Raw genomic sequence first — 25,186 nt, 5'->3', positions numbered from 1 at the left:
CGGCCCCGGGCTCAGCCGGGGCTCCGGGCAGGAACGGGCTGTGGACCAGGGAACGGTTCCCCCGTTTCCGCCGAAAGCTGGGGAGCACAAGCATGTCATTTTCCAAGCGAATCCGCCGGCCCGCCGGTGCGGTGCTGGCCGCTGCTGCCGTGATGCTGGCGGCGCCGCCGGCCACGGCGCTCACCCCAGCGGTGACCGTCGCTCCACCGCCCTCGCCGGCGATCAGCGGTAACGCGCAGGCAGCCAATCCCCTGGCCAGCGACGAGGGCCGCTACCTGGTCAGGTTCACCAAGGGCTCGGACGTGGCCACGGAAGCCCAGTCCCTGCAGGTCCAGGGAGTGCGCATTGGCAGGACCTTCTCCGCAGCAGTCCGGGGCGCGGCCATCACCGCCACCAAGGCACAGGCGGCTGCCTTGGCCCGTTCGCCCCGTGTCGCCCTGATTGAGCCGGACCTGCCCGTGACAGTTGCCGATACCCAGCAGTCACCGCCCTGGGGCCTGGACAGGATCGACCAGCGCGCGCTCCCGCTCTCAGACACGTTCACGCCCACGGCCAGCGGCGCCGGCGTCAGCACCTACGTCATCGACACCGGGGTCCTGGCGGAAAACACCGACTTTGGCGGCCGGGTGGCCCCGGGCTGGACCGCCATCGCCGACGGCAAGGGCAGCAGCGACTGCAACGGCCACGGAACGCATGTCGCCGGCATCATCGCCGGGAAAACCTATGGGGTGGCCAAATCAGCGAGCGTGGTTCCGGTGCGGGTGCTCGGCTGCGACGGTTCCGGCTATGACTCGGACGTCATCGCCGGTCTGGACTGGATCGCCTCCCAGCATGCCGCCGGCACCCCCGCGGTGGCCAACCTCAGCATTGGCGGCCCCACCAGCACCACGCTGGATGACGCACTCAGGGGAATCATTAATGACGGCGTCACAGCCGTGGTGGCAGCCGGCAACGCCGCGGTGGATGCCTGCACCACCTCCCCGGCGCGGGTGCCCGAGGCCTTGACCGTGGCCGCCACCGATTCCTCGGACCGGCAGGCAGGGTTCTCGAATTACGGAAGCTGCGTTGACCTGTACGCCCCGGGGGTGGGCATCCAGTCCGACTGGGACACCTCCACCACCTCGGTCGCTACGCTGAGCGGCACGTCCATGGCGTCTCCCCACGTTGCCGGTGCTGCGGCGCTTTCCTTGTCGCGGAACCCGCAGCAGACGCCGGCTGCGGTGGCAGCGGAGCTCACGTCCGCCGCCACCCAGGGCACTGTCACCAACGTGTCAGCGGGAACCCCCAACCGCCTGCTCTTCACCGGCCCGGCTGCGGCTCCGGCGGCGAGGGACTTCACCAGCGACGGCAAGGCCGACCTGCTGGCACAGGACGGCAACGGGAGCCTATGGACCTATCCGGGCCAGGGGAATGGCCTGTTCGGCTGGCGCATCAAGGTCGGCGACGGCTGGAACGTCATGACGGCGGTCAGCACAGCAGGAGACCTCACGGGAGACGGTCAGCCTGACCTGATTGCCCGCGACACCAACGGCACCCTCTGGACCTACCCGGGCCAAGGCAACGGCCTCTTCGGCTGGCGCATCAAGGTCGGCGACGGCTGGAACGTCATGACCGCCATCAGCGCAGCAGGAGACCTCACCGGAGACGGCAAACCCGACCTGATTGCCCGCGACACCAACGGCACCCTCTGGACCTACCCGGGCCAAGGCAACGGCCTCTTCGGCTGGCGCATCAAGGTCGGCGACGGCTGGAACGTCATGACCGCCATCAGCGCAGCAGGAGACCTCACCGGAGACGGCAAACCCGACCTCGTCGCCCGCGACACCAACGGCACCCTCTGGACCTACCCGGGCCAAGGCAACGGCCTCTTCGGCTGGCGCATCAAGGTCGGCGACGGCTGGAACGTCATGACCGCCATCAGCGCAGCCGGAGACCTCACCGGAGACGGCAAACCCGACCTGATTGCCCGCGACACCAACGGCACCCTCTGGACCTACCCGGGCCAGGGCAACGGCCTCTTCGGCTGGCGCATCAACGTGGGCCCGGGCTGGAACGTCATGACCGCCGTCAGCTAGGGGCCGGTCCCATCCATCACCAGACGGAGTCGCCGCGCAGGACAGCGTCGCTGCCGCCGTCCACGTAGACAATCTGCCCGCACAGGTGGGTGTTTTCGGCGCTGTTGAGCCACGCCAGCAGGCGTGCGACGACGATGGGTTCGGCGATGCCGTTCAGCGGCATCGGGACCACTTTCAGCAGCGACTCCCGCTCCTGTTCAGTGTCGATCAGGTCGGCGGTCATGGGCGTGGCGATAACGCCGGGTGCCACGGCGTTCAGCGGGATCCCGGCACCGGCCCACTCTGCAGTGGCAGCCTTCCGGCGGACCCACCGGGACAGCGCCACCTTGGTGGACGCGTAAATAAGTTGCCCGGTGGTGGACGGTTCCTTGGCCAAAACCTGGGCGCGGTCCATGGCTGCCGGCTCGTCCCCGTCAGTCAGCAGCGCTACGAGCTCATCGTCGCTGGCCATGAGGGCCGCCATGGAGGACACCACAACGGCGCGGGGTGCCTCCGAGCCGGCCAGCAACGGCCTGAGCCCTTCGATCGAGGCGACGGTACCGAAAAAGTTCACGGCCACCGTGGCCGGGGCCGGTATGGCGAGGCCGGCCACTGCATAGACGGCATCAATCCTGCCGCCGCTGACCTCCCGCACCGCGTCCACCAAGGCACCGCGGCCCTCCGCGGTGGAGAGGTCGGCCACTACTTCGGCGTCGTGGAGATCCACGCCGATCACTCGTTCGCCCCGTTGTTCGAGCAGTTCCTTGGTTGCCTTGCCGATCCCGGAGGCGGCACCGGTGATGACGGAAGTACGGGGCATGGTGTCTTCTTTCGCTGGCTGGGCGGGGTCGGTGCCAACGATGCCCGGCGGCCCCCTCTGGAACAAGAGTCCAAAGGCCCGTGAGCACCCAGCCGCAAACTAACAACCCTTGTCACACCGTTAACCGCTCATTCATATCCTCCTCAAAACCTGTACAACGGCTGGAAATACCGTGGGAACCATGGACAACATCTCCCGCAGAACCCTCATCTCCGCCGGCCTCGGGGCCGGGTTGGTCGCAGCCCTGCCTGGTACCGCCGTCGCTGTTTCCACCGCGGACGACGCCGGCCTCCGCGCCGATCCCTTCATGCTCGGCATCGCCTCGGGCGAGCCGTGGCCGGACGGCTTCGTGCTCTGGACGCGCCTGGCGCTCAACCCCGTGGCGGAGGACGGACTGGGCGGTATGCCGTCCCGCCCGGTCGCCGTGCAGTGGGAAGTGGCCGAGGACCAGGGCATGCGCAACGTGGTGGCCCGCGGCGTCGAGCAGGCCCGGATCGAAACCGCGCACTCGGTGCACGTGGAGCTGCGCGGGTTGAAAGCGGGCCGCGAGTACTTCTACCGGTTCCGCGCCGGCAGGCACCTGAGCCAGGTGGGACGCACCCTGACCAGCCCGGCGCTGCACGAGACGCCCGCCGCGCTGGCCATGGCGTTTGCCAGCTGTGCCCAATACGAGCACGGCTACTTCACCGCCTACCGCCGCCTCGCGGAGGACCACCCGGACCTGGTGCTGCATCTTGGCGACTACCTCTACGAATACAAGAAGGGCGGCTACGTGATTGGCGGCGGCAACCCGCGCGACCACGAGGGCCCGGAGACCGTCACACTGGAGACGTACCGGCAGCGGCACGCCCAGTACAAGGCCGACGCCGACCTGCAGGCCGCGCACGCCATCGCACCCTGGGCAGTGGTCTGGGATGACCACGAGGTGGACAACAACTGGGCGGACGACGTGCCGGAGAACAGTGACGCCGGCCAGCTCAATGACAGCGTGGAGCATTTCCGCCAGCGCCGCGCCGCCGCGTTCCAGGCCTACTACGAGAACATGCCGCTGCGTCCGTCGTCGCTGCCGGCAGGCCCGGACATGAAGATCTACCGCAGGATCCAGTGGGGCCAGCTGGCCAACTTCCACATGATGGATACGCGGCAGTACCGCGACGATCAGCTGGCCGGTGACGGCTGGAAGAAGAACGTGGCCGAACGGCTGGCGGAGGACCGTACCATCACCGGCGCCGAGCAGGAGAAGTGGCTGCTGGATGGATTCAGGAACTCCACCCAGCGCTGGGACATCCTGGGCCAGCAGGTCTTCTTCGCCGAGCGCGACCGGAACAAGGCGCCGGAGATCGACGACGTGTCCATGGACGGGTGGGATGGGTATGTCTCTTCCCGCCGCCGCATCACCCAGGGGTGGGTGGACGCGAACGTCCGGAACGCCGTCGTACTCACCGGCGACGTGCACCGCAACTGGGCCAACGACGTCAAAGTGGACTACAAGGACCCGGCTTCCCCGGTGGTGGGGTCGGAGCTGGTGTGCACCTCCATCACGTCCACCGGCGACGGCAACGGCTCCACTGCCGACCCCGTCATGGCCTGGAACCCGCACCTGAAGTTCTACAACGACAACCGCGGTTACGTGAACACGCGCATCACCAGGGACGCCATGACCGCGGACTTCAGGGTGCTGGACCATGTCACGACGCCTGGTGCGCCGGCGTCCACCAAGGCCTCCTTCGAGATCCGCGACGGCGTCCCGGGCCTGCAGCCGCGGGCCTGACCTTCGGCGGGGGTGAACGCGGCCAGGCCTACTTCGCGGCGTTGGCCGCGTTCACCCGTGGACGCTGATGAGCCGCGCTCCCGTGCTGCCGATTACGGTGCCGCGCGGCTACCCGAGTCCGTGCTGGACCCGGTGGTCGCCGTGAAGTTCCAGTCGAAGGATCCGTCCGAGTGCAGCGTCAGCTGGAGGAAGCCCCGGCTGTCGCTGAACCGTTTTGCGATGTAGGACGGGCGGCGGCCGATGAAGGGGCGGGTATCGATGCCGCCGGTGGAAACCTGGAAGGCCGTCATGCCGTCGTCGACGCATTTGTCGGCATTGTTCACCGGGCAGGACCGCTCGTAGTTGTGCTGCGAGGCGGAGAGGGTCAGGCGGACGCGGTACTTCCACATCACGTCGATCCACGGCTTGTTGTCTTCGGTGCGGCCGTGTTCGCTGGTGTCCGATGTGAAATACGGCTCGTGGTAGACCACTGCCAGGTGCTGGCCGGCTGCCTGGGCTGCCGAGAGATCCTTGTCCAGCCAGTCCGTCGCGGCCTTGGCTTCTGTGGTTTCGTACCGCCACAACGCGGAGGACAGGAAGGCGAAATGCCACTGCCCAAAGTCCTTCGAGTACGGCTGGCCGTTCGGGATGAACCCGCGTTCCTGGTTGATCGCGGCCTTGTCCGTGGAGCCCGGGCACTGGCCGTTCATGAAGTTGTCCAGGTCTTCGTTGCGGCCCGGTTCCCAGTCGTGGTTGGGGGCGGACACCCAGTACATCTTGGGCAGCGTGCCGCCCCATAGTGGCTTCCAGTAGTTCACGTAGTCGTCGCAGCGGGCGGTGCTGTACTGGAAGTCGCCCAGGCCCAGGAACGCGTCGATTTCGTTGTTCGCGGCAAGCCGGGCGATGGCCGCGCCGTTGCGGCCGGAGGGGCTGTCCGGGTTGGTATTCCCCTCGGGGTTCATGTCGCCGACGGCGGCGATGTGCACGTCAGGCAGGGGTGAAGGCTGGTCCGGAGGTTTCGGTCCGCCGGTGCACCCCGAGGCAGCGAGCGACAGGAGGGCCGCGGCCGTTGCCGCTGCGCGCAGCCAGCGTTTGGAACGAGGGAGCGTTGGCTGCATCCCCTGACCTCCCATCTCTTCCTTGGCTTATCTTCCGCCCCACAGGCCACACCTGAACAGGGCTTGCCGAAAGCAACTTTGGCTATCTGACCGCTTCCCCTCCAAATGTTCGCTTATCGAACATTTGTACGTTTAATGAACTTCTTGGTAGCTTCCCATCAGTAAGCATGCCGTGGATCACTCCCCCTGGTGACAGGGCTCTCAGCCCGCATGCATCCCGGCTTCCCTGATCAATGAGGATTTCATGACCACTTCCCCCTCCACCCGCGCGTCCCGGTGGCCCGTCTTGCTTTGCTGGCTGGCCATGGTTTTGGACGGCTTTGACCTGGTGGTGCTTGGCACCGTCATCCCTACGCTCATCAAGACCGGCGAGCTTGGCTTCGACGCGGTCGGCGCCACTTTGGCTGCCACCATCTCCCTGGTCGGCGTGGGTCTGGGCGCCCTCTTCATCGCCCCGTTGTCGGACCGGTTCGGGCACCGCAAGCTGCTGGTTGCCTGTGTCCTGTGGTTCTCCATCTTCACCATCGCGGTCATCTGGGCCCCCAACGTGGCAGTGTTCAGCACTTTCCGGCTGCTGGCCGGCCTGGGGCTGGGCGCCTGCCTTCCGGTCGCCCTGGCCTACATGAACGATTACGCACCTGCCGGTTCCGCCGGCAAGTCCACCACCCGGACCATGACCGGCTACCACGCAGGCGCTGTGGCCACGGCTTTCCTGGCACTGATGGTCATCCCGGACTGGCGCACCATGTTCGTGGTGGGCGGCATTGCCGGCCTGGCGCTGGTGCCGCTCCTCTGGTTCAAACTCCCCGAGACCCTGCCGGCAGAACGGGACGCCAAGAGGCAGGAGCAGGGCAGTGTCCGGGACCTGGCGAAGAAGCCGTACCCGCTGGTGGCGCTGGCCATCGCTGCGGCCTCGTTCATGGGGCTCCTGCTGGTCTACGGCCTGAACACCTGGCTCCCGCAGCTCATGGCTTCCGCGGGCTATCCCGTCAGCGCCGGCATATCACTGCTCCTGGTCCTGAATCTCGGCGCCGTTGCCGGCCTCATCATCGCCGGTATCCTGGCGGACAAGCACGGAACCAAGCGGATCGTGCTGCTCTGGTTTGGCCTGTCGGCCGTGTGCCTTGCCCTCCTCAGCGTCAAGGTTGACAACGCCATCCTGCTGAACGCGCTCGTCTTCATCACAGGGGTGTTCGTCTTCAGTTCCCAGGTGCTCGTGTACGCCTGGGTCAGCCAGCTCTTCCCGGCGCGGCTGCGCGCCACGGCCCTCGGCTTCGCCGCCGGCGTGGGCCGCGTGGGCGCCATCGCCGGACCTGCCATGACCGGCGGCCTGGTTGCCGCCGGCATCGCCTACCCGTGGGGCTTCTACGCGTTCGCCGCCGCCGGCGCCCTGGCCGTCGTCGCGCTCGTGACGGTACCGCAGGTCATTTCCGCGCGGAACCCGGTCCAGGAGCACGCCGGCTAAGCAAACGCAACCCGGGGCTTCAGACACCAACGACGGCGGGTGGCCGGCTTTTCGAAGCCGGCCACCCGTCGTCGTACTGCTGGTTGTTGTGCGCCTGTGCGCTAGAGGCAGACGGGCTGGAATGCCGGGTCTGCCGGACCGGTCGGCTGGGCCAGGGCGTTGCCTACCAACTGGTGGACCACAGGATCATTGGGCGTTTGGTCGTGTTCAATGACGTCCGCCGGGCACTTGTCCTGGATGGTGATGTTGGTGACCTGCCGGGCGGAGCCGCTGAGGTATTGGCTGTTGTACGGGATGACAACCTCGTCATGGGTGGTGGAAATGACCGTGTAGGCGGGGCCGGCGACAGTATCGCCGATGGAGTTGAGCTCCTGCATGAAGGGCGATCCCGCCTGCTGGTCCGCGCAGGCCGCACAGCCGGCTGCGGTGTAATCGGGCGTGGGCACCAGGTCCGGCGGCGGAAGGATCACGCCTTCCGTGCCGTGGTTGGACGGCGCGATGCCGACAAGCTGGTGGACGTACTTGGCGCCGCCCAGGAAGCCCATGTAGTACCGGGGCATCATGCCGCCCTGGCTGTGGCCCACCAGGTCCACCTGCTTGGCGCCCGTGGCGGAGCGGACGGCGTCAACGAACGGTGCGAGTTCCTTTGCGGAATCCTTGACCGGAGCCGTGGCATAAATACCGTTGGTTGCCCCGTAGTTCAGGGCGAAGACGCAGTACCCCTGGCTCTTGAGGTAGGGCGACATCGTGGACCAGTTCTTCTCCATGCTCTCGAAGGTTCCCGGAACCAGGACCACCGGATACGGATGTGCCGCTGACGGTTTGCAGGTCCAGTCGTTGGCCCCGGGCGGGGAGACGTCGACCGCCTGGGCGGGAGCGGCCACCAGGGATGAGGCCAGGAGTGCCGCGGCGGCAACTGACAGGGCTCGGCTTAGGAATGACATGGAAACCTCTTCGTTTGTCTGTCTCTGGAGCGGCCGCTGCTGATGGTCTTGGGGGTGCCCATCAGTTCCGGCCGTGGTTTTCCATGCTGGCAGCAGCCGGCACTCCTTCGCAGCGAAAGTGCACGAACGTGCGGGGAAAAGGCGGGATCACCAGCACTGGAGGTCACTGTGAATGTGACCTGAAGCACTCGCGTTGTTACTGGTGAGTAGCACTTTTTGGCTCTTCATGCGCGTGGACGCCCGCTCAGCAGCTGCTGCACAAACGTGCATTTGGGGCCGCGGGCCGAGAACGCCGGAATGGTGCCAGCTCGCCGTTCAGTTCCGGCGGGCTGGCACCATTCCGGCGACGTCGGCAGAGCCCGCGCCCATCAATCGCAGCGCTCCCACCCGGCGTGCCGCCGTCGTTGGTCCTCCTCGGCTGCCGCGTCCTGTGGGGCGGACCCTTGAGCTTTTCCTGCATTGTTTGCGGCTGGGCGCGGGGATACCATGCTCGCGGGGAGGGGCCTGGTCTCGCACGACGAAAGGGGCCATCCCCATGACCGATTTCTTCACGATGCAGCCCGGTGAGACCGCCGCTCCCGTGCCGCCCGGGCCGGTCCTCTGCACCGGGACCGCGGCCATGCGCCGCATTCACCGTTTCTTCCTGTGGGCCTACGCCGAGGCCCCGGGCCTGGTGCGGTCCGTCGCTGCGGGGGATGCGGCCCGCGCCGCGTACGTTGGGGAAGTTTTGGGAAACTTCGACATGGTGCTGCACGTCCATCACGAGGGTGAGGACCTGCTGATGTATCCGCCGCTGGAGCAGCGCGCCCCCGGCTGCGTCCTGCACATCGCGCAGATGCTCGAACACCACCGGCAGGTCACCCAGCGACTGGAGCGGATCGAGCCGGTGCGGCTGCGGTGGATGCGGACAGTGGACGCCGCCGACGCATCAGAGCTTGCCGCGCTGTACGAGGACCTGAAGGCGGTCCTGGACGTGCACCTGCGCCGCGAGGTCACCGAGGTCATGCCTGTGGTGGACCGGGTGATGACCGAAAAGGAAGCCGCGGCGGTGGGACAGCACGGGATCGACAAGTTCGACAAGAGATTCATGGTGGCCTACCTTGGCATGGTGCTGGCCACGAACCCGCCGGCGGACCGCGTAGAGCTGTTCAAGGAAATCCCGGCGCCGGTCCGCCTCGCGTACAAGCTGGTGGGGCGGCGGATGTACCGGAAACAGTACGCCAAGCTGTTCCCGGGCCGGCCCATCCCGGAGACACTGTAACGCCGGTCCAGGGCTGGGGGGACCGGCGCGGCACGCCTTGGCCACGCCCAGGCGGACCCCGGAAGCCATCGTCGAGGGAGGTGGGCGCCGCGAGGTCGGGCGGCAGGAAGGGATCGATGCTACGATTGCTACGGAGGTTTGCCATGACAACGATCCCCCATCGTGAGCTGCGCAACCAAAGCAGCAAGATCCTGGAGCGGGTAAAAAACGGTGAAATCATCGACGTCACGAACAACGGTGAAGTTGCCGCTACGCTGATACCGCCCGCAGCTTCACCCTTTGAGCGTTTACTCCGATCGGGCGGTGTCCGGGCGTCCCGGGGCCCCGTTGATTTCCGATCGATCCCCCGGGCAACGCTTGCCACGGGCAGCGCCGAAATTCTCGACGATCTGCGCGGCGACCGTTGATCCTTTACGTGGATACCTCGGCTGCCCTCAAGCTCGTGGTTGAGGAAGCCGAGTCCGGCCCAACTGCGGAATTTCTGACGGCGTCGGCCGCAGAGGGCGCCCTGCTGGTTGCCTCGATGCTTCTCTTCACGGAACTCCACTGGGCGGCCAACCGCCGGGGCTTGCCGCCGGAATTGGTCAACACTGTACTGGCCGGCATCAACCTCGTGGACCTGGTTCGCTCCGACCTCACCTATGCCGCTGCACTGCCGGGTAAGTTGCGGAGTGCCGACGCGATTCATCTGGCAGCCGCGATAAGGCTTGAGGTCGACGAGTTGGTGGCCTTCGACAAGGAGCTCCTGAGGGCGGCAACCGCGGCAGGGCTAAGAAGTCACAGCCCGGGCGCCGAACCCCACTAACTTGGGCTGGTAGGGACACCACTCCCCAGCTGCGCGTCAGGTCCAGGCGGATCTCGGTGCGTGAGTCCGCCTCGGCGTCATTGCCGGCTGGTGCGGCATTGACGAGCAGGCGGCCTCGCCTCGGGAGAATTGAACCACGACGGCGGCAGCATCCGCTTCACGTGCTCCGTCGCCTTGGCTGAGGTGCAGGGTTTCCGCCCAGCACACAGTGGGTACGCTGCTTCTACAGCGAACCAAACCACTAACCAAACGGAGGGTCACCCATGCACGCCGTGCTCGAATACACCTACGCTGACGACTATCTTGAGAGCCGTGAACAGTACCGCGCCGACCATCTCAGGGCGGGGTGGGAAGCGGTGGAACGCGGCGAGCTTCTGCTGGGCGGAGCAGCCGGCGAAGGCCCCTTCAAGGGATTGCTGATTTTCACCGGCGAGAACCCGCTCGAGGCCGCCAAAGCGTTTGCCGCCGCAGACCCCTACGTCATCAACGGCGTCGTGACGTCGTGGACCGCCAGCCCCTGGACCACGGTATTGGGCAACGAAGCCGCCTCACCGGTCCACCCCTAGACGTGACTGTTTGGCCACACTGACCTGAACCTACTCGGCGATGTCCTCGGCCCACAGCTCCGGCTTGTCGGACTGGAACGAGCGCATCATGTCCACGCAACGCTGATCATCCAGGACCACCACCTCAACCCCGCGTGCGCGCAGGAGGTCCAGTTCGCCGTCAAACGTCTGTGCTTCCCCCACTACCACGCGGGGGATCTTGAACTGGATGATGGTTCCCGCGCACATGGCACACGGGGCCAGGGTGGTGTACAGCGTGGTGTCCTGGTAGCTCTTCTGCCGGCCGGCGGCGCGGAGTGCGGACATTTCCCCGTGCGCGATCGGATCGGCATTCTGGACCCGTTCGTTGTGCCCGCTGGCGAAGACCTCGCCGTCCCGGGCGATCGAAGCCCCGATGGGGATGCCGCCCTCGGCCAGGCTTTTTTGGGCGGCCTGGTAGGCGGCCTCGAATGCCGGAAGGTCCGTGCTCTCCAGTGCCGGCGCGGCGAATTGGTGCTGTTCGTGGGTCATAGCGGCTTTAGGTCCTTACTTCGTCGTGGGCGGTGATGGACTCGGCGATCCGTTTGATTGCCGCGAGTGTTGCCGGGATGCCGTCCAGCGCCTGCTGGGTGCGGTCGGCGATCTGGGCGTCAGCGTCAGCGCCGTATTTTTCCCGGAACATGGCTAGACCGTCGGGCAGGAATTCCCAGGACTCGGTCAGGACGGTTCCGGCAGCTGCCGGGGAGAGGGTGAAGCCCCAGCGGACATATTTGCCGCCCACCACCCAGGCGAACTCGCGTCCGCGGTCGGCTGCCACTACCTGCGAGCGGGTTTCCCACGTCCGGTGCGGGAGCTCGTTCCGCCCGGTGAACCATGTGCCGGGCTGGCCGGCGTCTGCCTCGTCGTCCCACCAGCACGCCTTGCAGACCGGGCTCCACTCACCGGTGCGGGTGACGTCGGAGACCAGGTCGTAGAGGGTCTCGGCGGATGCGTTGACGGTGACGGAGGCCTGGTGGTGGCGGATGCTGCTCTGGTTCATGGCTCCATCCTTGCAGACGCCCACTTCTCCTGCCGTTGGCTGCACACCAGGAACTGCTCCTGAGCCGGGATGGGCTCAGGCGCGGAATCTCTGCAAAAACTGAGCTCAACCTGATCATCCGCCGCCGCCCGGCCTATACGATTTCCTGGACACCCGGACCACGGGATCCGAGCGACCAAAATTGGGGGAATCAATGCAGGAACTGGGCCGGATCTATTGGACGCGTCAGGGGCTACGCCTGGCGTATTCGGCGGTACTTATTTGGCTCATTGTCGCCGTGATCTCGGCGCTCATGGCAAGGGCGGCGCCGACAGCTGGACCGGGTCCGGCTTCGGCCGCTGGGGTGTTGCGCGGCCTGTTAGATGGAGTCGTCGCCGCGGTCACTGTGCCTGGCGTCGCCGCAGTGGTTCTGGGCATTGCCGCAGCGGTCATGACGAGCCGAGATGTCCGGCGCCGCGACCCGGTACGCCGCTTCACCCGCCAGCAGCGCCGAGAAGGGATGGCACGGGCCGGTGGCTTGTGCGAGTTGGAAGCGGGCTTCGGGCGCCGCTGCGGCCGCCCCGCCGAGCACGGCGACCACTTCTACCCATGGTCCAAGGGCGGCTCGACCAGTCTCCAGAACTTCGTTGCCGCGTGCGCCAGGTGCAACCGCGCCAAGCGGGCGAGGATCCCGTCTCCGGGCCAGCAGCGCCGGATGGAACGACGACGGCGTGACTACCTTCCGCCGTCGGCCTCGGTCAGCGTGGGCGAGCGTCAGCCGCTGCCCTGAGCCCCGGGACGGAGCAGGCGCTTCCGGTCAGTCGGCTTCGGCTGAGGCGTTTGGCCTGGTTTGCGTGTTGTTCTCCCCAGCCTTGGTGAGCGTGAAGATCCCGTAGCGCATGGCACCGGTGCGGTAGGCCAGGATCAGGCGGGGAATGCCGGGAAACGAGTTGCGGTTGCTGGACCGAAGGGCAAGCCGGCGCATCTCGGGATCCACAAGCAGGGCCTTCACCAGCCGGCGAGCGCAGATCGGCCAGGTGCGGGCGACCCTGCGGCTGACATCCTCATAGCCGGTGACCGTAAAGCCCGCGTCCGTTGCCATCGCCTCATAATCCTCACGCGTGCCCATCGATGGCAGGCGCCCCTCGCGGCAGATCGGCTCGAGCAGGTGGCGGACCTTCCACCCGCGGGCATCGGTCTCGGCGAGCCAGGCACAGATGACGAACCGGCCGCCGGGCGCCAGTACGCGGTGCGCCTCGGCGAAAAACCGGGGCTTGTCCACCATGTGCTCGCTCGACTCGATGGCCCACGCGGCGTCCGCCGAGGCGTCGGCCAGCCCGTTGGCGAGCCAGTCGCGGACCCGGATGTCCACGCCCGGAACAGGGTGCGCGGCGGCGTAGTGAGCCTGCTCGGCGGACAGCGTGACGCCGATGACGCGGACCCCGCGCGTCACCGCGAGCCGCCGCGCGGTGGAGCCATAACCGCAGCCGATGTCCACGCACGCCTGGCCCGGCAACAGTCCCAGCCGATCGCCAACAGTATCCACCAGCGCCTCGACGGCCTCGGCAGGTGTCTCGCGGCCCGTCGTCCACAGCCCGTGGTGGACATGGTCACCCCACACCCGGCGGTAGACGGGATCGAGCTCGTCGTAGTGATCCGCCACGGCCACGACGTCATGGGAGATATCGGGGACGATCACGCCCCGACCCTACAACGGCGCATCAGCGCGAAGGAAGAGTCAACACCCTGTTGCCCCGACCGCCCTGCAGGCATTCACGCGGCCGTGGGCCCAGTCAGTCCCGATGGCGCCAACTGCGTCGGTGCTGGATTCCACCTTGGCGCGGATGTCCGAGGCGGTGCCGCCGGGGTTGGTGCTGCGGGCGAGCGCGGCGACTGCAGCAACAATCGGTGAAGCCATCGAGGTGCCGCTGCCGATGTCGTACCCCTGGGAACGGTTGTACTCCCGGGCGAGGACGAACTTGTGGTTGGGGAAGGTGGAGTAGACGCTGACCCCCGGCGCTGCCACATCTACCCAGGCACCGTAAGTGGAGAACGACGCCTTCTTGTCGTTGTTGTCCGTTGCCCCCACGGCAATGACGTTCGGGTAGGCTCCCGGGTAATTCATGCTGGTGTTCCCGCCGTTGCCGGCTGCAGCAACCAGTACCACGCCCGCGTTCCAGGCGTTGTTGACCGCGGTTTCCAGGGTGGTTGACGCGCCGACAGCCAGGCTCATGTTGATGACCTGGGCGCCATTCTTGACGGCCCAGTTGATGCCGTTCGCAAGGCCTGAGCTGGACCCTGCTCCGGTGTCGCTGAGGATTTTGCCAGCCAGGATGCTGCATCCCGGGCACACTCCGGCCACGCCAATGCCGTTGTTGGCGGTGGCCGCGACGATCCCGGCGACGTGTGTTCCGTGCCCGTAGTTGTCGTCGTTGCTTCTGGACGTGGTGTAGTTGACCCGTGCCACCACCTTCGGGGTGATGTCGGGGTTGTCCAGGGCGACGCCGGAATCGAGGACAGCAACCTTGATTCCCGTGCCGGTGGTAACGGTCCAGGCTTCCACGGCGTCCACATCGGCGTCAGTGGTCCCGGCGGGAACCGTCACCGTACCGTCGGTGTTCGTGAACGACTGGCTTGTGTTCTGCAGGGCGTATTGCCGGGGAAAGTAGGTGTCGTCCGAGGCCGGAGTAACCACGTAGTCCGGTTCGGCGTACTCCACCACTGGGTTCCGTGACAGGGCCTCGACGAGCTGCAGCTCCTTCCCTGCCGGCACGGTAATCAGGTGCGCGCCAGTGCTGCCCACGTCCGGACCATCGGTCAGCCCGTGCGATCTGAGGGCGCCCGCAGCGGCGGCATTGTCGCGGAACTTAACCAGGATCTGCCCTGCCGTGATCGCCGGCGTGGGTGCGGCGTTGCCCGGGACCACCGCGCCCAGCAGGCTGCCAATAACCAGGAGAAGGGTGGCGAAGCTCGCCAGCACAAGCTTTTTCATGGGGCTATCTTCCGCGCACACGGCACGGGTGGATAGGGGGAAAGACCCTTGATATGTTGCCGGCCGCGCGGGGGTGGCAGGCAGGGCAGGACGGACGACGACGAAACTCCCCTTCCGCCGTCGTCCTTCCTTTCAGACCGGGCGGCCGCCCGCCGGCCCCTACGGGTGCACCAGCACCTTCACCGCCGTGTCCTTGTGGTTGATCAGGGTATCGAAGCCCTGCTCCACCAGGTCCTCCAGGGCGATCCGGCCGGTGATGAACGGCTTGAGGTCCACCTTGCCCTCCTGCACCATCTTGATGACGGCGGGGTGGTCGCGGACGTAGGCGATGGTGCCGCGCAGGTCGATCTCCTTGAGCACAATCTTCTGCATGTCGATGGTCGCCGGCGCGCCCCAGATGGACACGTTAACCACCACGGCGCCGGGCCGGACGGCGTCGAGCATGGTGTCCAGCACCGCGTTCACGCCGGCGCATTCGAACGCGACGTCGGCCCCGGTACCGCCGGTGAGCTCCCGCACCCGCGCCGGGACGTCCTCCTTGCTCGGGTCCAGGACGTGGTCCGCCACCCCGCTGGAGGTGGCCTTCTCCTTGCGCGCCTGGGTGAGCTCGCTGATGATCGTGGTCACCCCCATGCCCTTCAGGACCGCGGCGGTGAGCAGGCCGATGGGCCCCGACCCGCCCACCAGCGCCGTGTCGCCCGCCTTCACGCCGCTGCGCGCCACCGCGTGGTGGGCCACGGACAGCGGCTCGATCAGCGCCGCCTCATCGAGCGGAATGTCCCCGATGGGGTGCACCCACCGCTGGTCCACCACGATCTTCTCGCTCAGCCCTCCCCCGCCGCCGGACAGCCCGATGAAGCCCATTTGCCGGCACAGGTGGTAGCTGCCGGCCTGGCACATGTCGCAGTCTCCGTCCACGAAGTAGGGTTCGACGACGACGTTGTCCCCCTTCGCCAGGCCCGTCACCCCTTCGCCGACCTCGGAGACAGTCCCGGAGAATTCGTGCCCCAGAGTCACCGGAGATTCCTCGTGGGAGAGCGGGTGCGGATGGCCCGGCGCCGGGCAGAAGATGGGCCCTTCCAGGTACTCGTGCAGGTCGGTGCCGCAGATGCCGCACCACGCGACGTCGATCTTCACCGCCCCGGCGCGGAGTTCGGGTTCCGGGATGTCCTCGATGCGGATGTCCTTGCGGGCGTGGAATCGTGCTGCCTTCATGATGGGTTCTTCCTTTAGCGGGTGTGGTGGCTGGGCTGCAGTTCGTAGACGGGCGTCTCCAGCCCCTCCATCCGGGCCTTGAGCTGCAGCGCCAGGTAGGAGGAGTAGTGCCGGCTCTGGTGCAGGTTGCCGCCGTGGATCCAGAGGTTGGGGACATTGGTTGGTTTCCACATATTGCGCAGCTCCCCCTCCCATGGGCCAGGGTCTTTTGGCGTGTCCGAGCCGTAGCCCCAGCATTTGCCCACTTTGTCCGCGATTTCGGGCGAGACCAGGTCCGCCAGCCACCCGTTCATGGATCCGTAGCCGGTGGCGTAGACAATCAGGTCCGCCTCCAGCTCGGTGCCGTCCGCCATCACCACGGCGTTGCCGGTGATCTTGGAAACCTGCCCGGATTTCAGCTTCACCCGGCCGTCGATGATCAGCTGGGAGGCGCCGACGTCGATGTAGTAGCCGGAGCCGCGCCGCAGGTACTTCAGGAACAGGCCGGACCCGTCCACGCCGAAGTCCAGGTCAAACCCGGCGGCCTCCAGCTGCGAGTAGAACTCCGCGTCCCGCTTCGCCATCTCCTCGTAGACCGGCACCTGCGCCTCCGGCAGGATCCGGTACGGCAGGGACGCGAACAGCAGGTCCGCTTTCTCCGTGGTGACGCCGTTGGCGAGCGCCTTCTCCGAGTACAGGTCCCCCAGGGCCAGGTCCATCAGCGATTCGCTGCGGGCAATGTGGGTGGAGGAGCGCTGCACCATGGTGACCTCGGCGCCGTGCTCCCACAGGTCCGCGCAGATGTCATGCGCCGAATTGTTGGAGCCGATCACCACCGCCTTCTTCCCGGTCCAGTCCCCGCCGCCCGGATGCTGGGAGGAGTGCCGCTGCTCCCCCAGGAAGCTCTCGGCGCCGTCGAACGCGGGGATGTTCGGGTAGCCGGAGACGCCCAGGGCGAAGACCAGCTGCTTGGGCCGCAGCGTCACCGGTTCGCCGTTGCGGAGGACGCTGACCGCCCATTCCTGCGTGCCGTCGTCGTACTCCGCGCCCACGCACTCGGTGCCGGACCAGTAGTTCAGCTCCATGATCCGGGTGTAGTGCTCCAGCCAGTCGCCGATCTTGTCTTTGGCGGCGAAGACGGGCCAGTCCTCCGGGAACTTCAGGTAGGGCAGGTGGTCGTACCAGACGGGGTCGTGCAGGTGCAGGGACTTGTAGCGGTTCCGCCAGGAGTCACCCGGGTTCTGGTTCTTCTCGATCACGAGGGTGGGCACGCCCAACCGCTTGAGCCGCGCGGCAAGGCCGATGCCGCCCTGCCCGCCGCCGATGATCACGCAGTAGGGCTGCTCCTCGTAGCCCAGCCGCGCTTCCTGTTCCTCCTTGAGTTCCTTCCAGGAGCGCCGGCCGCGGACGATTTCGTGCGCCACGCCCTGCTCGCGGCGCGGGCCCTTCTTCTCCTCGAAGCCCTTCAGCTCCTGCATGGTGGTGAGCAGCGTCCAGCATTTGCCGTTCCGCAGCCGGAGGTGGCCGTAGCCGCGGGCAGCGCCGGTTTCGAACGTGATCCAGGCTTCAACGGTGCCGTCGGCGGCGGTACTGCCGGTGGCGTCCTCGGCGAGCGCCCAGTTGGCGGGCTGGACGTGGTCCAGCGTGGCCTGGAGCATACGGCGGATGTCCGCCTTGCCTTCCAGTGTTTTCAGGTTCCAGGTGAACGCCACGAAGTCGCGCCAGTAACTGTCGTCCTCGAAGAGGTCCAGCGCGGCGTCCACGTCGCGCCGCTGCAGCGCCTGGTCCAGGCTGGCCAGCCAGGCCTGGGCGGCGGCGGTGGGTGTTTCGGTCATCTCCACTCCTTTGTGTCAGTCCCACGGGTGTCCGGGCGGCCCCCTCCCGCCGGTGTCCCTGCGGTATGCTGGGGCGGGCGTGAGCTGCATCACTATTCGAACGCGGCGGGGGTAACAAGTGCGTTACACGGGCGCTGCCGGCCAGGACGCCAGCGGTGAGGAGGAGACGGTGGACTACGGCCTGAGGTTCTCGGACCCGGCGAAGTACGCGCGTGCCCTGCGTCGCGCCCATGAACTGGTGATCTCCGGTGTCGCTCGCCCGGAGATCCCCACACCGCTGGCGGAATCGTGGCGCCGGTCCATGGCGCTGGGCATCAGCCCGGACCAGCACAGCCCGCGGCACGTGCACGACCCGTCCGAGGTGGTGCAGCTGCGGCGCGGGCACCGGCTGCAGCTGGTGATGCCGGCGTTGCAGGACTTGCTGGCCGATGATTCCAGTTCCGGCCGGCACCTGCTGGTGCTCACCGATGCCGGCGGCGAGATCCTGTGGCGGCTGGGCAGCCGGGAGGCACTGCGGCGGGCGGACCGGCTGGAGTTTTCCGAAGGGGCGGACTGGTCCGAGGCCGGGATCGGGACCAACGCCATCAGCGAGGCGTTGGTCACCGGCGGGCCGGTGCAGCTGTTTTCCGCCGAGCACCTGGTCCGCACCCACCACGACTGGGCCTGCACGGCGGCGCCCATCACGGACCCTTTGACGGGTGCGTTGCTGGGCGTGCTCGATGTTTCCGGGCCGCTGGACACCATCAGCGCGGACACGCTGCGGATGGTGCGGTGCGCGGTCCGGGTGGCGGAGTCGCTGCTGGGAACGTCCGACGGCGGCCCCTCCTTGGGTGTGTCGTCTTCCGTGCGTGCGTCCCGGGAAGGTGTGCGTCGGCCTGGTGTTAGAGTCTCGTCGCTGGAGCTGCTTGGGGACAAGCCGGCGGCGGTGTTTGCTGACGGAAGCAGGGTCCCGCTGACGCTGCGTCGGGCGGAGATCCTGGCGTTGCTGGATTCCCGGTCGCAAGGCTGGAGCGCCGAGGAGTTGGCGTACGAGCTGCACGGGGATGCGGGCACGCCGCAGGCCATCCGGACCGAGGTGTTCCGGGTCCGTTCGATGCTGGGCGATGCGGTGGAGTCGAACCCGTACCGGCTTGCTGCCGGGCTGGTTGGGTGCACGGATTCGGGGAGGGTGCAGCGGCTGCTGCGGGAAGGGCGGGTGGGTGAGGCGCTGGAAGCGTACACCGCTCCCCTGCTCAGCCGGTCCGGTGTTCTGGCTGTGCAGCTGCTGCGGGACCAGCTGGAACTCGCGGTTGGTGCGGCGGTCCGGGGCAGCGGCGACGCAGGGCTGCTGGTGCAGTGGCTGACCACGGATATGGGGGCTGGAGATGTTGAGGCGGTGGAAGCGCTGGGCTGGCTGGTGGGGCGGGAGGATCCGCGGTACTTGGCTTTTCGAGCTTCGTCTTCCACGGCCTATTGAGCGATTCGAAACAGCGGCCGGCCGGAGCGATTACGACGTGGTAGCGGCCATGGACCACGTCATTCGTCCGGTGGAGGAACTCTCCGCCCGATTCGAGGTAAGCGCGTCCAACATCCGCCGGGACCTGGCTATGTTGAACGGGCAGGGCCGGCTAGCCCGAACGCACAGCGGCATCGTGGCCCTAGGCGCTCACCCGGAAGTGTCGCTGCGGCAGCGCACCGGCGAGGCGTTCGAGCAGAAGCACGCCATCGCCCCCTGGGCGGCGTCCGTGATCCGGCCCTGGGAGAACATCCTGCTCGACGCTGGCTCCACCGCGGGCGCCTTGGCCCACGAACTGCGCGTTGTTCGAGAAGCTCTCCGTGACCACGCCGGGCATCAAGACCATGCAGGAACTCGCCAACCCGGAGGGCATCGAGGTGGACTGCCTGGGCGGCCGGCTTCGGAGCCTTTCGCAGAGTTTTGTGGGTCCGTTGGCCGAGGCGGCGCTCGAGCGGATTAGGTTTGACCGGGTGTTCCTGGGCGCCGATGCCGTCACCGCCGACGACGGCATCGGCGAAGCCGACCACTCCCAGACCCGCCCAAGGAGGTCATGGCCCGGCGCAGCGGGGACGTGTACGTTCTGGCCCACTCCTCCAAGCTCAGACTGCGGCCATCCCATGCGTCGGCGCGGCTGGCGTCGCCTTGGACTTTGGTAAGGGACGACGGCGCCGACCCGGAGCAGGTGCAGAAGTTCCGGAACGCGGGGGTTGCGCTTGAGGTGGCTGCGGTCGGTGGCTAAGAGATGAGATGCAGGTCAAGTCGAAGGACCGTCCAAGCGATCGGGCTGAGGCAGAGTCTGGGCAACATCTTCAATGCAATAGTTAGCGAATGAGAAACCTGCGATGTCAGAATGTCGTGCTGCCTCTAAAAGACATGCCAAGAAAATGAAACAACAGTCAGTTACACATGTGGACCATCCGACGCAGCGAGTCACCACCACTGACATCTCTGAAGGCCATATCAGATGTGGAGTGGCGCTAAAGGCGCTCCTGCCTCAGGAACCGCGGCTTTCACTACAGTTTGTACTCCGAGGTATTGCCCTTGAGGGAAGCTGGAACCCACGAAATGGGCCGGACCGTAATAGATCTGGCGATCTTTCAGTCGGAAGAGTGCCTCTTCAGCGATTAGTAAAGGCTGACGAAGTCTTAGAAATAGAGGTAATTGAGGGTGTCCGGCACTTTCGCTAGGAAGATGGCGTGCGGCTCAAGCCACGAAAGACGTGCGGAATTAAGTCGAACGAGCCTGCTCTCAGCCCGTAGGCAAGGCCCTTCAGCAATGAGGTGCCGTCCGGCTTCGAGAACCATGCGACCTGGTCGTAGAAGTGATTGGTCTTGTCGTCGTCGAAAATGGTCCCCGGAGGGCGTTAAGATCGATAGGGGGCCAGAGGCCGGTGGAGATGAACGCCTCGTAGAGCGGGTCGCCGATTCGGTCTAGGTTGAGGTCTCCCAGGACCATGAGGTTGGTGTTCCAATCGTTGGGCTTGCCGGCTCAGTCCTGCATCCATCGGGCGAAAGCGGTGATCTCCGGCAGCCGTTCAGCCGCGTTCGTGCGCCAGAGCGCGTGCAAGGACGCCAGGGTGAACTCGACGCCGGCCCGGGCGAAGCTGGCGGTATACGGGGTGCGAGCGAACTGGCGCTGCGGATCGACAGCCAACGGTGGCAGAACGATCCCCCCGACCAGGCCGGAGGGCCGGCCCCGTGAACCGTGAAGAGCCGAGAAACGCGATGCGTTCACCGTTCCCGGCCGCGCCTTCGGTGACATCCGAGATGACAGCGGGAGTGGGGGTGCCCCACTAGGAAAAGAATGCGCTGATTGGGCTAATCGTCGGGCGCAAGGTGCGACGAATAAATCTGCCGGGCTAACGCCGCAAATTCGTCCGTAGAACCACTAAAGCTCTCCAACGCTTGAATGAAACCTTCGATCGTTTTGACGTCCCCCGTTTTCATCAATTCGCGCACCCTCTCAATTGAGCGGCTCTCCTTTGCGTTCATAATAAGCTCAGCCTTGCGTGCAGCCAAGCGTTGGAGATTGCAAATCTCGATGATTGTAGCACCCTTTGTACTGCCCGGACGAGGAATGACCAACTTCGACTCCGCGTCTTTGTAGAGGTGTTCATCCCATTCATCAAAATATGGATGATAAGCCCTATAGTCCTGAGACACGGAAGGATATATCGGTTTTTTGAGCGCTCTCTTCGTGCGCGGATCGCTCGTACCTTTTGCTTGGTTACAGCCCCAACAACAAAGCGCTAAATTCAATGGGAAGAACGTGAACTCAGGGGCCACCGATTTCGGAACAACATGGTCAATGTTCCAGTGCATGCCATGCTTGTCGAGGATCTCTTCCCGGCAGTACACGCAGCGCTGGCTTTCCTCGGTCATGTGATGGTCTTTCAATCGTTTTCGCACAGGCTCCAACGACTGCGCATCCCAGTCTGCTCCATATATGTCTTGGCCATCCCCGACGTTCGACTGAAGCGCTTGCGCGTCCTTGGGTTGGTACTTGTAGTGAACGGAACTCAACGTGAATCAGCGCCCCTCTGCTCCGCCTTGACCCTCTCTGCAGCCCGAAGGAGGCTTGAGATGAGCATTCCAAACGGCTCGCCCTCAAGCTCAGTCGCAGCAGGAGCGATCGTCTTCGCCGCCTTGGCGAAGGCATCGCTTGCAATTTCACCAGTCGAAGCCAAGTCTAGAGCTTTTGCCACCTCCTTCTGCAAAAAAAGATTACCACTCTCATAGACCCCGAATTCCTGAACGAGTAACTCATCGATAGAGTTGCCTCCGTAGTTTGAATCTGCTTCAACATTGCGATGCTCCGGGTCGAGAGAAATAGCATTCGCGCTAGTCCCAGGCATACCAGAAACTACCGAAGGAGAATGCGTTGCGATCACAAAGTGACATCCTGCATAATCCGAGAATAGACGTCTTGCAAGCCCCAGATATGCAGTCTGCCACTCAGGGTGCAGACTAATCTCCGGCTCATCTATTAGAATAAGCGACCCCTGTGTTATCGATGCGGCAATACTCAAGAAGGTAGTCGCAAGGGAAATCTGTCCTGAACTGGCGTCACGAAGGTCTACGAGTGATCCGTCTTTCAGCGTCGAAAGATACACTGATTGAAGACGAAGCAGTCCCGCGCGTCTCAGCAGATCCGCGCTGTCAAATAACCGGCTTTCCTCAAGGTCGCCGCCGTCACCGTGCGAAAAGTCTACTTCTATCTCCCAGATCGATCCCCGGAGCATATGCACCCTTAAGACCTCCCACGCGGCTTCAAGCTGCTCCAGAACACTAGGGTCTCGGTGAAGCAAGCGCCCTATGCGCGTGCGCGCGTCCACCCCTAACGCGCCAGCCTCGTAAAGCATGGATAGTGAAACATCCTCGCTAAGGAGTTTTGAGTATCGCATTCCGTATTGCTGCCTCAAGTACGGATGATACCCAAGGAGCGCAAATACGGTGGCAACTGCCTTTATCCTCCGCGCATCACCAGCTTTAGCCGCTGTCAGCGCTTGCAAGGCCGCTAAAAGAGGTGCGACACCAGATGCCCGGTTAGTTGCGTCGCGTAATCCAAAGTAATAGTAGGTATCGTCTTCATAAGGAGACCTTCGGACGTTTGGAAACTTATCGTTGGCCGCAGCGGTCACAGCAATCACTCGGGACGGGAACTCAGCACCGCCCTCAAAGGGCACTTGCCTTCCATCCCTGTACACAGCAAGATACCCTCGCCGGTCATTGCGTACCGTGTATCTAGTATTGCCAACAAAGTAGACAACTTTCCACAAATTCTCTGGTTTACGGATTCGAATTCGACCTCCGCGACCCTCTGTGAGCAGAGTCGTCAGCGCTCCCAGCGTTCTACTCTTGCCGCCACCGTTCCGCCCAGTAAGAACCGTAGTCCAGGATTCGCTGCCGTCAGCATTTATAGGCGACTTGGTTCGACCTGCATCGAAATCCACTTCAAAAGTTGGTTCACCGGTGGCTGTGTCTAGTTCCGCAAAAGAAGATAAACGAAACGCTTTCACGAGCAAATCCCATTCCCTAATGAACTTTGCGTGACCTGCTCATTGACCGTCAATATCTATCCATCCTTGAAATGCCATGCCGCGACGATAAATTAGGCCCCAATACCTCCAGCGGCTGTGCGGAGATACGCCGCTTCACTACCTTCTTAGTGGCAGTGCCGATCTATTCGTCCACCTTTTCTTGGACTGCGCCTGAGAGGTCTGCGCTGGAAAGAAGGAACCCACATACTAGGTTAGACCAGGACGTACCCCATTGACCTTAAGGGCGGCAGGGTCACTGCACAGAGCGGGAACCAGACGCTGAAGCCAAATTCCACTCCCTTAACGTCGGGACCCTTGTATTCGTCGGGTTTTAGCTGATCAACGATAATGCGCTTGTTGGCCGACTTGCTTTGGTGCGGACTGCAGGATCTTGGATCTTCGTGTGTGAACCTCTGACACTGACTTCCTTGACTTCCCTGCACCGGACGCTCGGGGTTCAAAGGCAAGGTCCATGGGGCGGGGGCGGGCATCGCATCCGTCACCCCACCTAAATACGGTTTTGAGCGCGCGCAGTGCATATTCCGGATGGACTGGTGCAGATGCTTGCCGCTCATATTGAGAAAATCGGCGTATACGGCCCCCAGCAATGGCTGCTCAACGGCAGCGACGGGATGCCGCCGCATCGAAACACCGTTGGCTACTGGTGGCGCAAGACAGTCAAGGATGCCGGACTGTCAGGAGTGCGGCTGCATGACCTGCGCCATTTCTGCGCTTCCGGCCTCATTGCTGCGGGGTGCGGCGGGGTGACCGTACAAGGTCCGCCGTCGGAGCCATGATGAGCGAAGCTCTTGGAAGTCTTCCGGACTTTGTTCGGACTGACAGCGCCTCAATCCACTCTTTACGCGGGAAAGGAGGTCATATCAAACGTTGAAGCGGAATCCGCATCTTCCGGTACCGACCACCATCTAGGTCCTGAAACTTTGTTGCGGCTCAAACGATTCGTCTTCATCGTCGCTTCACGGGGCGGTCGGCTACCGGCGCGCCGTGATAAGGCAACGCCGTGGCCAAGGCGCAACGCCATCTCGGCGCCCTGCTACACTCAGGCGTCATGACGACGATCTACACAACCCAGGAGTGGAAAGGCCACGGGAGGCAGAACTACTACTGGAACGAGTACAGACTCGAAGGGGACACCGTCGTCAAGTACAAGTGCCACAGGCAGAAGTTCTTCGATGGCGATGAGAACATCTGGCAGGAAGATGAGACGCTCCAGGAATCGTGGGGAGTTAAGGACTCCAGCATGCCCGACTGGCTGAGACAGTATCTCTGATCGGCCCCGCGCTCAGGCTGTTCAGCGCGACAACCCTACGTTGAACTCCCCACGTCCACGCAGGTACCAACCTTTTGGCGGCGGAGTCCCAGATCTGAAGATGCGAGTTTAGGGGCCCGAACGCTCGCTGCAACACCGATTTGCAACCTTTGGTGCACTGACCATTTAGGCGTGAGCGAGTGCGGTCATAGCTTCGCTCGATGATTCGTTCTTGGAACTTAGGGTACTGGACAGTACGGTTGTTTTTACCGCCTCGCGGTCCAGCCATTCCGCTGCCCAGTTGCTCGGCCCTGCGTGTCTTCCGTGGTGGACATCGAAGCAGTAGCTGTCAGGCGGACGGTGGTTGGTGGCAGAGGTAGTGGCGAAAACATCATCTGTTTTCTGCAGGTCGTCGATGAAATCGCCATATGAGCAACGCCCCCTGTCAAGCCCTCGCCCAGCTTGGGAAAAACGGGCGCCGCAGCTGAGTGCTACAAGTTGTCCAAGCGTAGTGCAAGCATCGGTTGCTCATTTGCCAGTCGTTTGCCCTCCTCGCCTTCCCCATCAACGGAAAAATCTAC

General features: G+C 64.7%; 23 protein-coding genes and 1 pseudogene. 12 read left to right on the top strand and 12 right to left on the bottom strand.

Translation table 11 applies throughout. The features are described 5' to 3' along the window. Positions 1-92 precede the first annotated feature (92 nt). Positions 93-2,075, top strand: coding sequence for a S8 family serine peptidase (locus tag NIBR502770_RS02845; RefSeq protein ID WP_141180974.1), 1,983 nt, complete (start codon positions 93-95; stop codon positions 2,073-2,075). 16 nt (positions 2,076-2,091) lie between these two features. Here the strand turns inward: NIBR502770_RS02845 and NIBR502770_RS02840 are convergent, their stop codons facing one another. Continuing rightward, on the bottom strand, positions 2,092-2,874 hold the full coding sequence (locus tag NIBR502770_RS02840; protein WP_141180973.1) for an SDR family oxidoreductase: 783 nt from the start codon (positions 2,872-2,874) through the stop codon (positions 2,092-2,094). A 181-nt stretch (positions 2,875-3,055) separates the two neighbouring features. On the opposite strand from NIBR502770_RS02840, the gene NIBR502770_RS02835 reads away from it, so the two are divergent. Continuing rightward, positions 3,056-4,645 (top strand): alkaline phosphatase, encoded by a 1,590-nt coding sequence (locus tag NIBR502770_RS02835; protein ID WP_141180972.1) that lies wholly within the window; start codon positions 3,056-3,058, stop codon positions 4,643-4,645. Between the two features lie 92 nt (positions 4,646-4,737). Here NIBR502770_RS02835 and NIBR502770_RS02830 read toward each other — a convergent pair whose 3' ends face one another. Beyond that, positions 4,738-5,742, bottom strand: coding sequence for a hypothetical protein (locus NIBR502770_RS02830; protein ID WP_141180971.1), 1,005 nt, complete (start codon positions 5,740-5,742; stop codon positions 4,738-4,740). A 244-nt stretch (positions 5,743-5,986) separates the two neighbouring features. On the opposite strand from NIBR502770_RS02830, the gene NIBR502770_RS02825 reads away from it, so the two are divergent. Further along, a complete protein-coding gene (locus NIBR502770_RS02825) occupies positions 5,987-7,207 on the top strand; it encodes an aromatic acid/H+ symport family MFS transporter (RefSeq protein ID WP_141180970.1) in 1,221 nt (406 codons plus the stop codon). 101 nt (positions 7,208-7,308) lie between these two features. Here NIBR502770_RS02825 and NIBR502770_RS02820 read toward each other — a convergent pair whose 3' ends face one another. After that, complete coding sequence (locus tag NIBR502770_RS02820) at positions 7,309-8,151, bottom strand: triacylglycerol lipase (RefSeq protein WP_141180969.1); 843 nt, start codon at positions 8,149-8,151, stop codon at positions 7,309-7,311. 535 nt (positions 8,152-8,686) lie between these two features. On the opposite strand from NIBR502770_RS02820, the gene NIBR502770_RS02815 reads away from it, so the two are divergent. From NIBR502770_RS02815 to NIBR502770_RS02800, 4 genes are all read left to right on the top strand, one after another. Beyond that, the gene (locus NIBR502770_RS02815; RefSeq protein ID WP_141180968.1) at positions 8,687-9,412 is read left to right on the top strand and encodes a hemerythrin domain-containing protein; all 726 of its coding nucleotides are present in this window, start codon (positions 8,687-8,689) and stop codon (positions 9,410-9,412) included. Positions 9,413-9,555: 143 nt separating this feature from the next. Then, positions 9,556-9,819: a type II toxin-antitoxin system Phd/YefM family antitoxin gene (locus NIBR502770_RS02810; RefSeq protein WP_141180967.1), complete on the top strand. Its 264-nt coding sequence runs from the start codon at positions 9,556-9,558 to the stop codon at positions 9,817-9,819. An 8-nt stretch (positions 9,820-9,827) separates the two neighbouring features. Beyond that, a complete protein-coding gene (locus NIBR502770_RS02805; protein WP_246857377.1) occupies positions 9,828-10,217 on the top strand; it encodes a type II toxin-antitoxin system VapC family toxin in 390 nt (129 codons plus the stop codon). 263 nt (positions 10,218-10,480) lie between these two features. Further along, positions 10,481-10,783 carry a YciI-like protein gene (locus NIBR502770_RS02800; RefSeq protein WP_141180965.1) on the top strand — a complete coding sequence of 101 codons (303 nt, stop codon included), beginning with the start codon at positions 10,481-10,483 and terminating at the stop codon, positions 10,781-10,783. Between the two features lie 30 nt (positions 10,784-10,813). Here the strand turns inward: NIBR502770_RS02800 and NIBR502770_RS02795 are convergent, their stop codons facing one another. Together NIBR502770_RS02795 and NIBR502770_RS02790 are read right to left on the bottom strand one after the other, a co-directional pair. Next, positions 10,814-11,293 carry a nucleoside deaminase gene (locus tag NIBR502770_RS02795; protein ID WP_141161282.1) on the bottom strand — a complete coding sequence of 160 codons (480 nt, stop codon included), beginning with the start codon at positions 11,291-11,293 and terminating at the stop codon, positions 10,814-10,816. A 7-nt stretch (positions 11,294-11,300) separates the two neighbouring features. Continuing rightward, positions 11,301-11,801 (bottom strand): SRPBCC family protein, encoded by a 501-nt coding sequence (locus tag NIBR502770_RS02790; protein WP_141180964.1) that lies wholly within the window; start codon positions 11,799-11,801, stop codon positions 11,301-11,303. A 430-nt stretch (positions 11,802-12,231) separates the two neighbouring features. Here NIBR502770_RS02790 and NIBR502770_RS21415 point away from each other — a divergent pair, with 430 nt between their 5' ends. After that, on the top strand, positions 12,232-12,570 hold the full coding sequence (locus NIBR502770_RS21415) for an HNH endonuclease (RefSeq protein WP_246857375.1): 339 nt from the start codon (positions 12,232-12,234) through the stop codon (positions 12,568-12,570). Between the two features lie 27 nt (positions 12,571-12,597). Here NIBR502770_RS21415 and NIBR502770_RS02780 read toward each other — a convergent pair whose 3' ends face one another. From NIBR502770_RS02780 to NIBR502770_RS02765, 4 genes are all read right to left on the bottom strand, one after another. Beyond that, the gene (locus NIBR502770_RS02780) at positions 12,598-13,479 is read right to left on the bottom strand and encodes a class I SAM-dependent methyltransferase (protein ID WP_141180963.1); all 882 of its coding nucleotides are present in this window, start codon (positions 13,477-13,479) and stop codon (positions 12,598-12,600) included. A gap of 39 nt (positions 13,480-13,518) precedes the next feature. Next, positions 13,519-14,772: a S8 family serine peptidase gene (locus NIBR502770_RS02775; RefSeq protein WP_141180962.1), complete on the bottom strand. Its 1,254-nt coding sequence runs from the start codon at positions 14,770-14,772 to the stop codon at positions 13,519-13,521. A 159-nt stretch (positions 14,773-14,931) separates the two neighbouring features. After that, the gene (locus NIBR502770_RS02770; RefSeq protein ID WP_141180961.1) at positions 14,932-15,987 is read right to left on the bottom strand and encodes a 2,3-butanediol dehydrogenase; all 1,056 of its coding nucleotides are present in this window, start codon (positions 15,985-15,987) and stop codon (positions 14,932-14,934) included. Between the two features lie 14 nt (positions 15,988-16,001). After that, a complete protein-coding gene (locus NIBR502770_RS02765; RefSeq protein WP_141180960.1) occupies positions 16,002-17,801 on the bottom strand; it encodes an NAD(P)/FAD-dependent oxidoreductase in 1,800 nt (599 codons plus the stop codon). Between the two features lie 169 nt (positions 17,802-17,970). On the opposite strand from NIBR502770_RS02765, the gene NIBR502770_RS02760 reads away from it, so the two are divergent. Then, complete coding sequence (locus tag NIBR502770_RS02760) at positions 17,971-19,257, top strand: GAF domain-containing protein (protein ID WP_141183290.1); 1,287 nt, start codon at positions 17,971-17,973, stop codon at positions 19,255-19,257. 49 nt (positions 19,258-19,306) lie between these two features. After that, positions 19,307-20,035: pseudogene (locus tag NIBR502770_RS02755) on the top strand (DeoR/GlpR family DNA-binding transcription regulator). Positions 20,036-20,784: 749 nt separating this feature from the next. Here NIBR502770_RS02755 and NIBR502770_RS02750 read toward each other — a convergent pair. The 3 genes from NIBR502770_RS02750 to NIBR502770_RS02740 form a co-directional block, all read right to left on the bottom strand. Next, positions 20,785-21,030, bottom strand: coding sequence for a hypothetical protein (locus NIBR502770_RS02750; protein ID WP_141180959.1), 246 nt, complete (start codon positions 21,028-21,030; stop codon positions 20,785-20,787). An 83-nt stretch (positions 21,031-21,113) separates the two neighbouring features. Further along, the gene (locus NIBR502770_RS02745) at positions 21,114-21,677 is read right to left on the bottom strand and encodes an HNH endonuclease (RefSeq protein ID WP_141180958.1); all 564 of its coding nucleotides are present in this window, start codon (positions 21,675-21,677) and stop codon (positions 21,114-21,116) included. A 137-nt stretch (positions 21,678-21,814) separates the two neighbouring features. Continuing rightward, positions 21,815-23,248: an AAA family ATPase gene (locus NIBR502770_RS02740; RefSeq protein WP_141180957.1), complete on the bottom strand. Its 1,434-nt coding sequence runs from the start codon at positions 23,246-23,248 to the stop codon at positions 21,815-21,817. Between the two features lie 641 nt (positions 23,249-23,889). Here NIBR502770_RS02740 and NIBR502770_RS02735 point away from each other — a divergent pair. Both NIBR502770_RS02735 and NIBR502770_RS02730 read left to right on the top strand, forming a co-directional pair. Next, entirely contained in the window at positions 23,890-24,132 is a 243-nt protein-coding gene (locus NIBR502770_RS02735; RefSeq protein WP_210418904.1) for a hypothetical protein, read from the top strand. 272 nt (positions 24,133-24,404) lie between these two features. Then, positions 24,405-24,626 carry a hypothetical protein gene (locus NIBR502770_RS02730; protein WP_141180956.1) on the top strand — a complete coding sequence of 74 codons (222 nt, stop codon included), beginning with the start codon at positions 24,405-24,407 and terminating at the stop codon, positions 24,624-24,626. The last annotated feature ends 560 nt before the right edge of the window (positions 24,627-25,186 follow it).

Origin of the sequence: Pseudarthrobacter sp. NIBRBAC000502770, assembly GCF_006517815.1 — a bacterium.
Lineage (GTDB): Bacteria > Actinomycetota > Actinomycetes > Actinomycetales > Micrococcaceae > Arthrobacter > Arthrobacter niigatensis.
This window is presented reverse-complemented; position numbering and strand designations above follow the sequence as displayed.

Excerpts from the sequence above, each read along its gene's own strand:
- NIBR502770_RS02815 (WP_141180968.1), top strand. The coding sequence starts at position 8,687 with ATGACCGATTTCTTCACGATGCAGCCCGGTGAGACCGCCGCTCCCGTG.
- NIBR502770_RS02820 (WP_141180969.1), bottom strand. The coding sequence starts at position 8,151 with ATGTCATTCCTAAGCCGAGCCCTGTCAGTTGCCGCCGCGGCACTCCTG.
- NIBR502770_RS02835 (WP_141180972.1), top strand. The coding sequence starts at position 3,056 with ATGGACAACATCTCCCGCAGAACCCTCATCTCCGCCGGCCTCGGGGCC.
- NIBR502770_RS02840 (WP_141180973.1), bottom strand. The coding sequence starts at position 2,874 with ATGCCCCGTACTTCCGTCATCACCGGTGCCGCCTCCGGGATCGGCAAG.
- NIBR502770_RS02795 (WP_141161282.1), bottom strand. The coding sequence starts at position 11,293 with ATGACCCACGAACAGCACCAATTCGCCGCGCCGGCACTGGAGAGCACG.
- NIBR502770_RS02775 (WP_141180962.1), bottom strand. The coding sequence starts at position 14,772 with ATGAAAAAGCTTGTGCTGGCGAGCTTCGCCACCCTTCTCCTGGTTATT.
- NIBR502770_RS02730 (WP_141180956.1), top strand. The coding sequence starts at position 24,405 with ATGACGACGATCTACACAACCCAGGAGTGGAAAGGCCACGGGAGGCAG.
- NIBR502770_RS02830 (WP_141180971.1), bottom strand. The coding sequence starts at position 5,742 with ATGCAGCCAACGCTCCCTCGTTCCAAACGCTGGCTGCGCGCAGCGGCA.
- NIBR502770_RS02770 (WP_141180961.1), bottom strand. The coding sequence starts at position 15,987 with ATGAAGGCAGCACGATTCCACGCCCGCAAGGACATCCGCATCGAGGAC.
- NIBR502770_RS02765 (WP_141180960.1), bottom strand. The coding sequence starts at position 17,801 with ATGACCGAAACACCCACCGCCGCCGCCCAGGCCTGGCTGGCCAGCCTG.
- NIBR502770_RS02825 (WP_141180970.1), top strand. The coding sequence starts at position 5,987 with ATGACCACTTCCCCCTCCACCCGCGCGTCCCGGTGGCCCGTCTTGCTT.
- NIBR502770_RS02745 (WP_141180958.1), bottom strand. The coding sequence starts at position 21,677 with ATGACCGAGGAAAGCCAGCGCTGCGTGTACTGCCGGGAAGAGATCCTC.
- NIBR502770_RS02810 (WP_141180967.1), top strand. The coding sequence starts at position 9,556 with ATGACAACGATCCCCCATCGTGAGCTGCGCAACCAAAGCAGCAAGATC.
- NIBR502770_RS02845 (WP_141180974.1), top strand. The coding sequence starts at position 93 with ATGTCATTTTCCAAGCGAATCCGCCGGCCCGCCGGTGCGGTGCTGGCC.
- NIBR502770_RS21415 (WP_246857375.1), top strand. The coding sequence starts at position 12,232 with ATGACGAGCCGAGATGTCCGGCGCCGCGACCCGGTACGCCGCTTCACC.
- NIBR502770_RS02800 (WP_141180965.1), top strand. The coding sequence starts at position 10,481 with ATGCACGCCGTGCTCGAATACACCTACGCTGACGACTATCTTGAGAGC.
- NIBR502770_RS02790 (WP_141180964.1), bottom strand. The coding sequence starts at position 11,801 with ATGAACCAGAGCAGCATCCGCCACCACCAGGCCTCCGTCACCGTCAAC.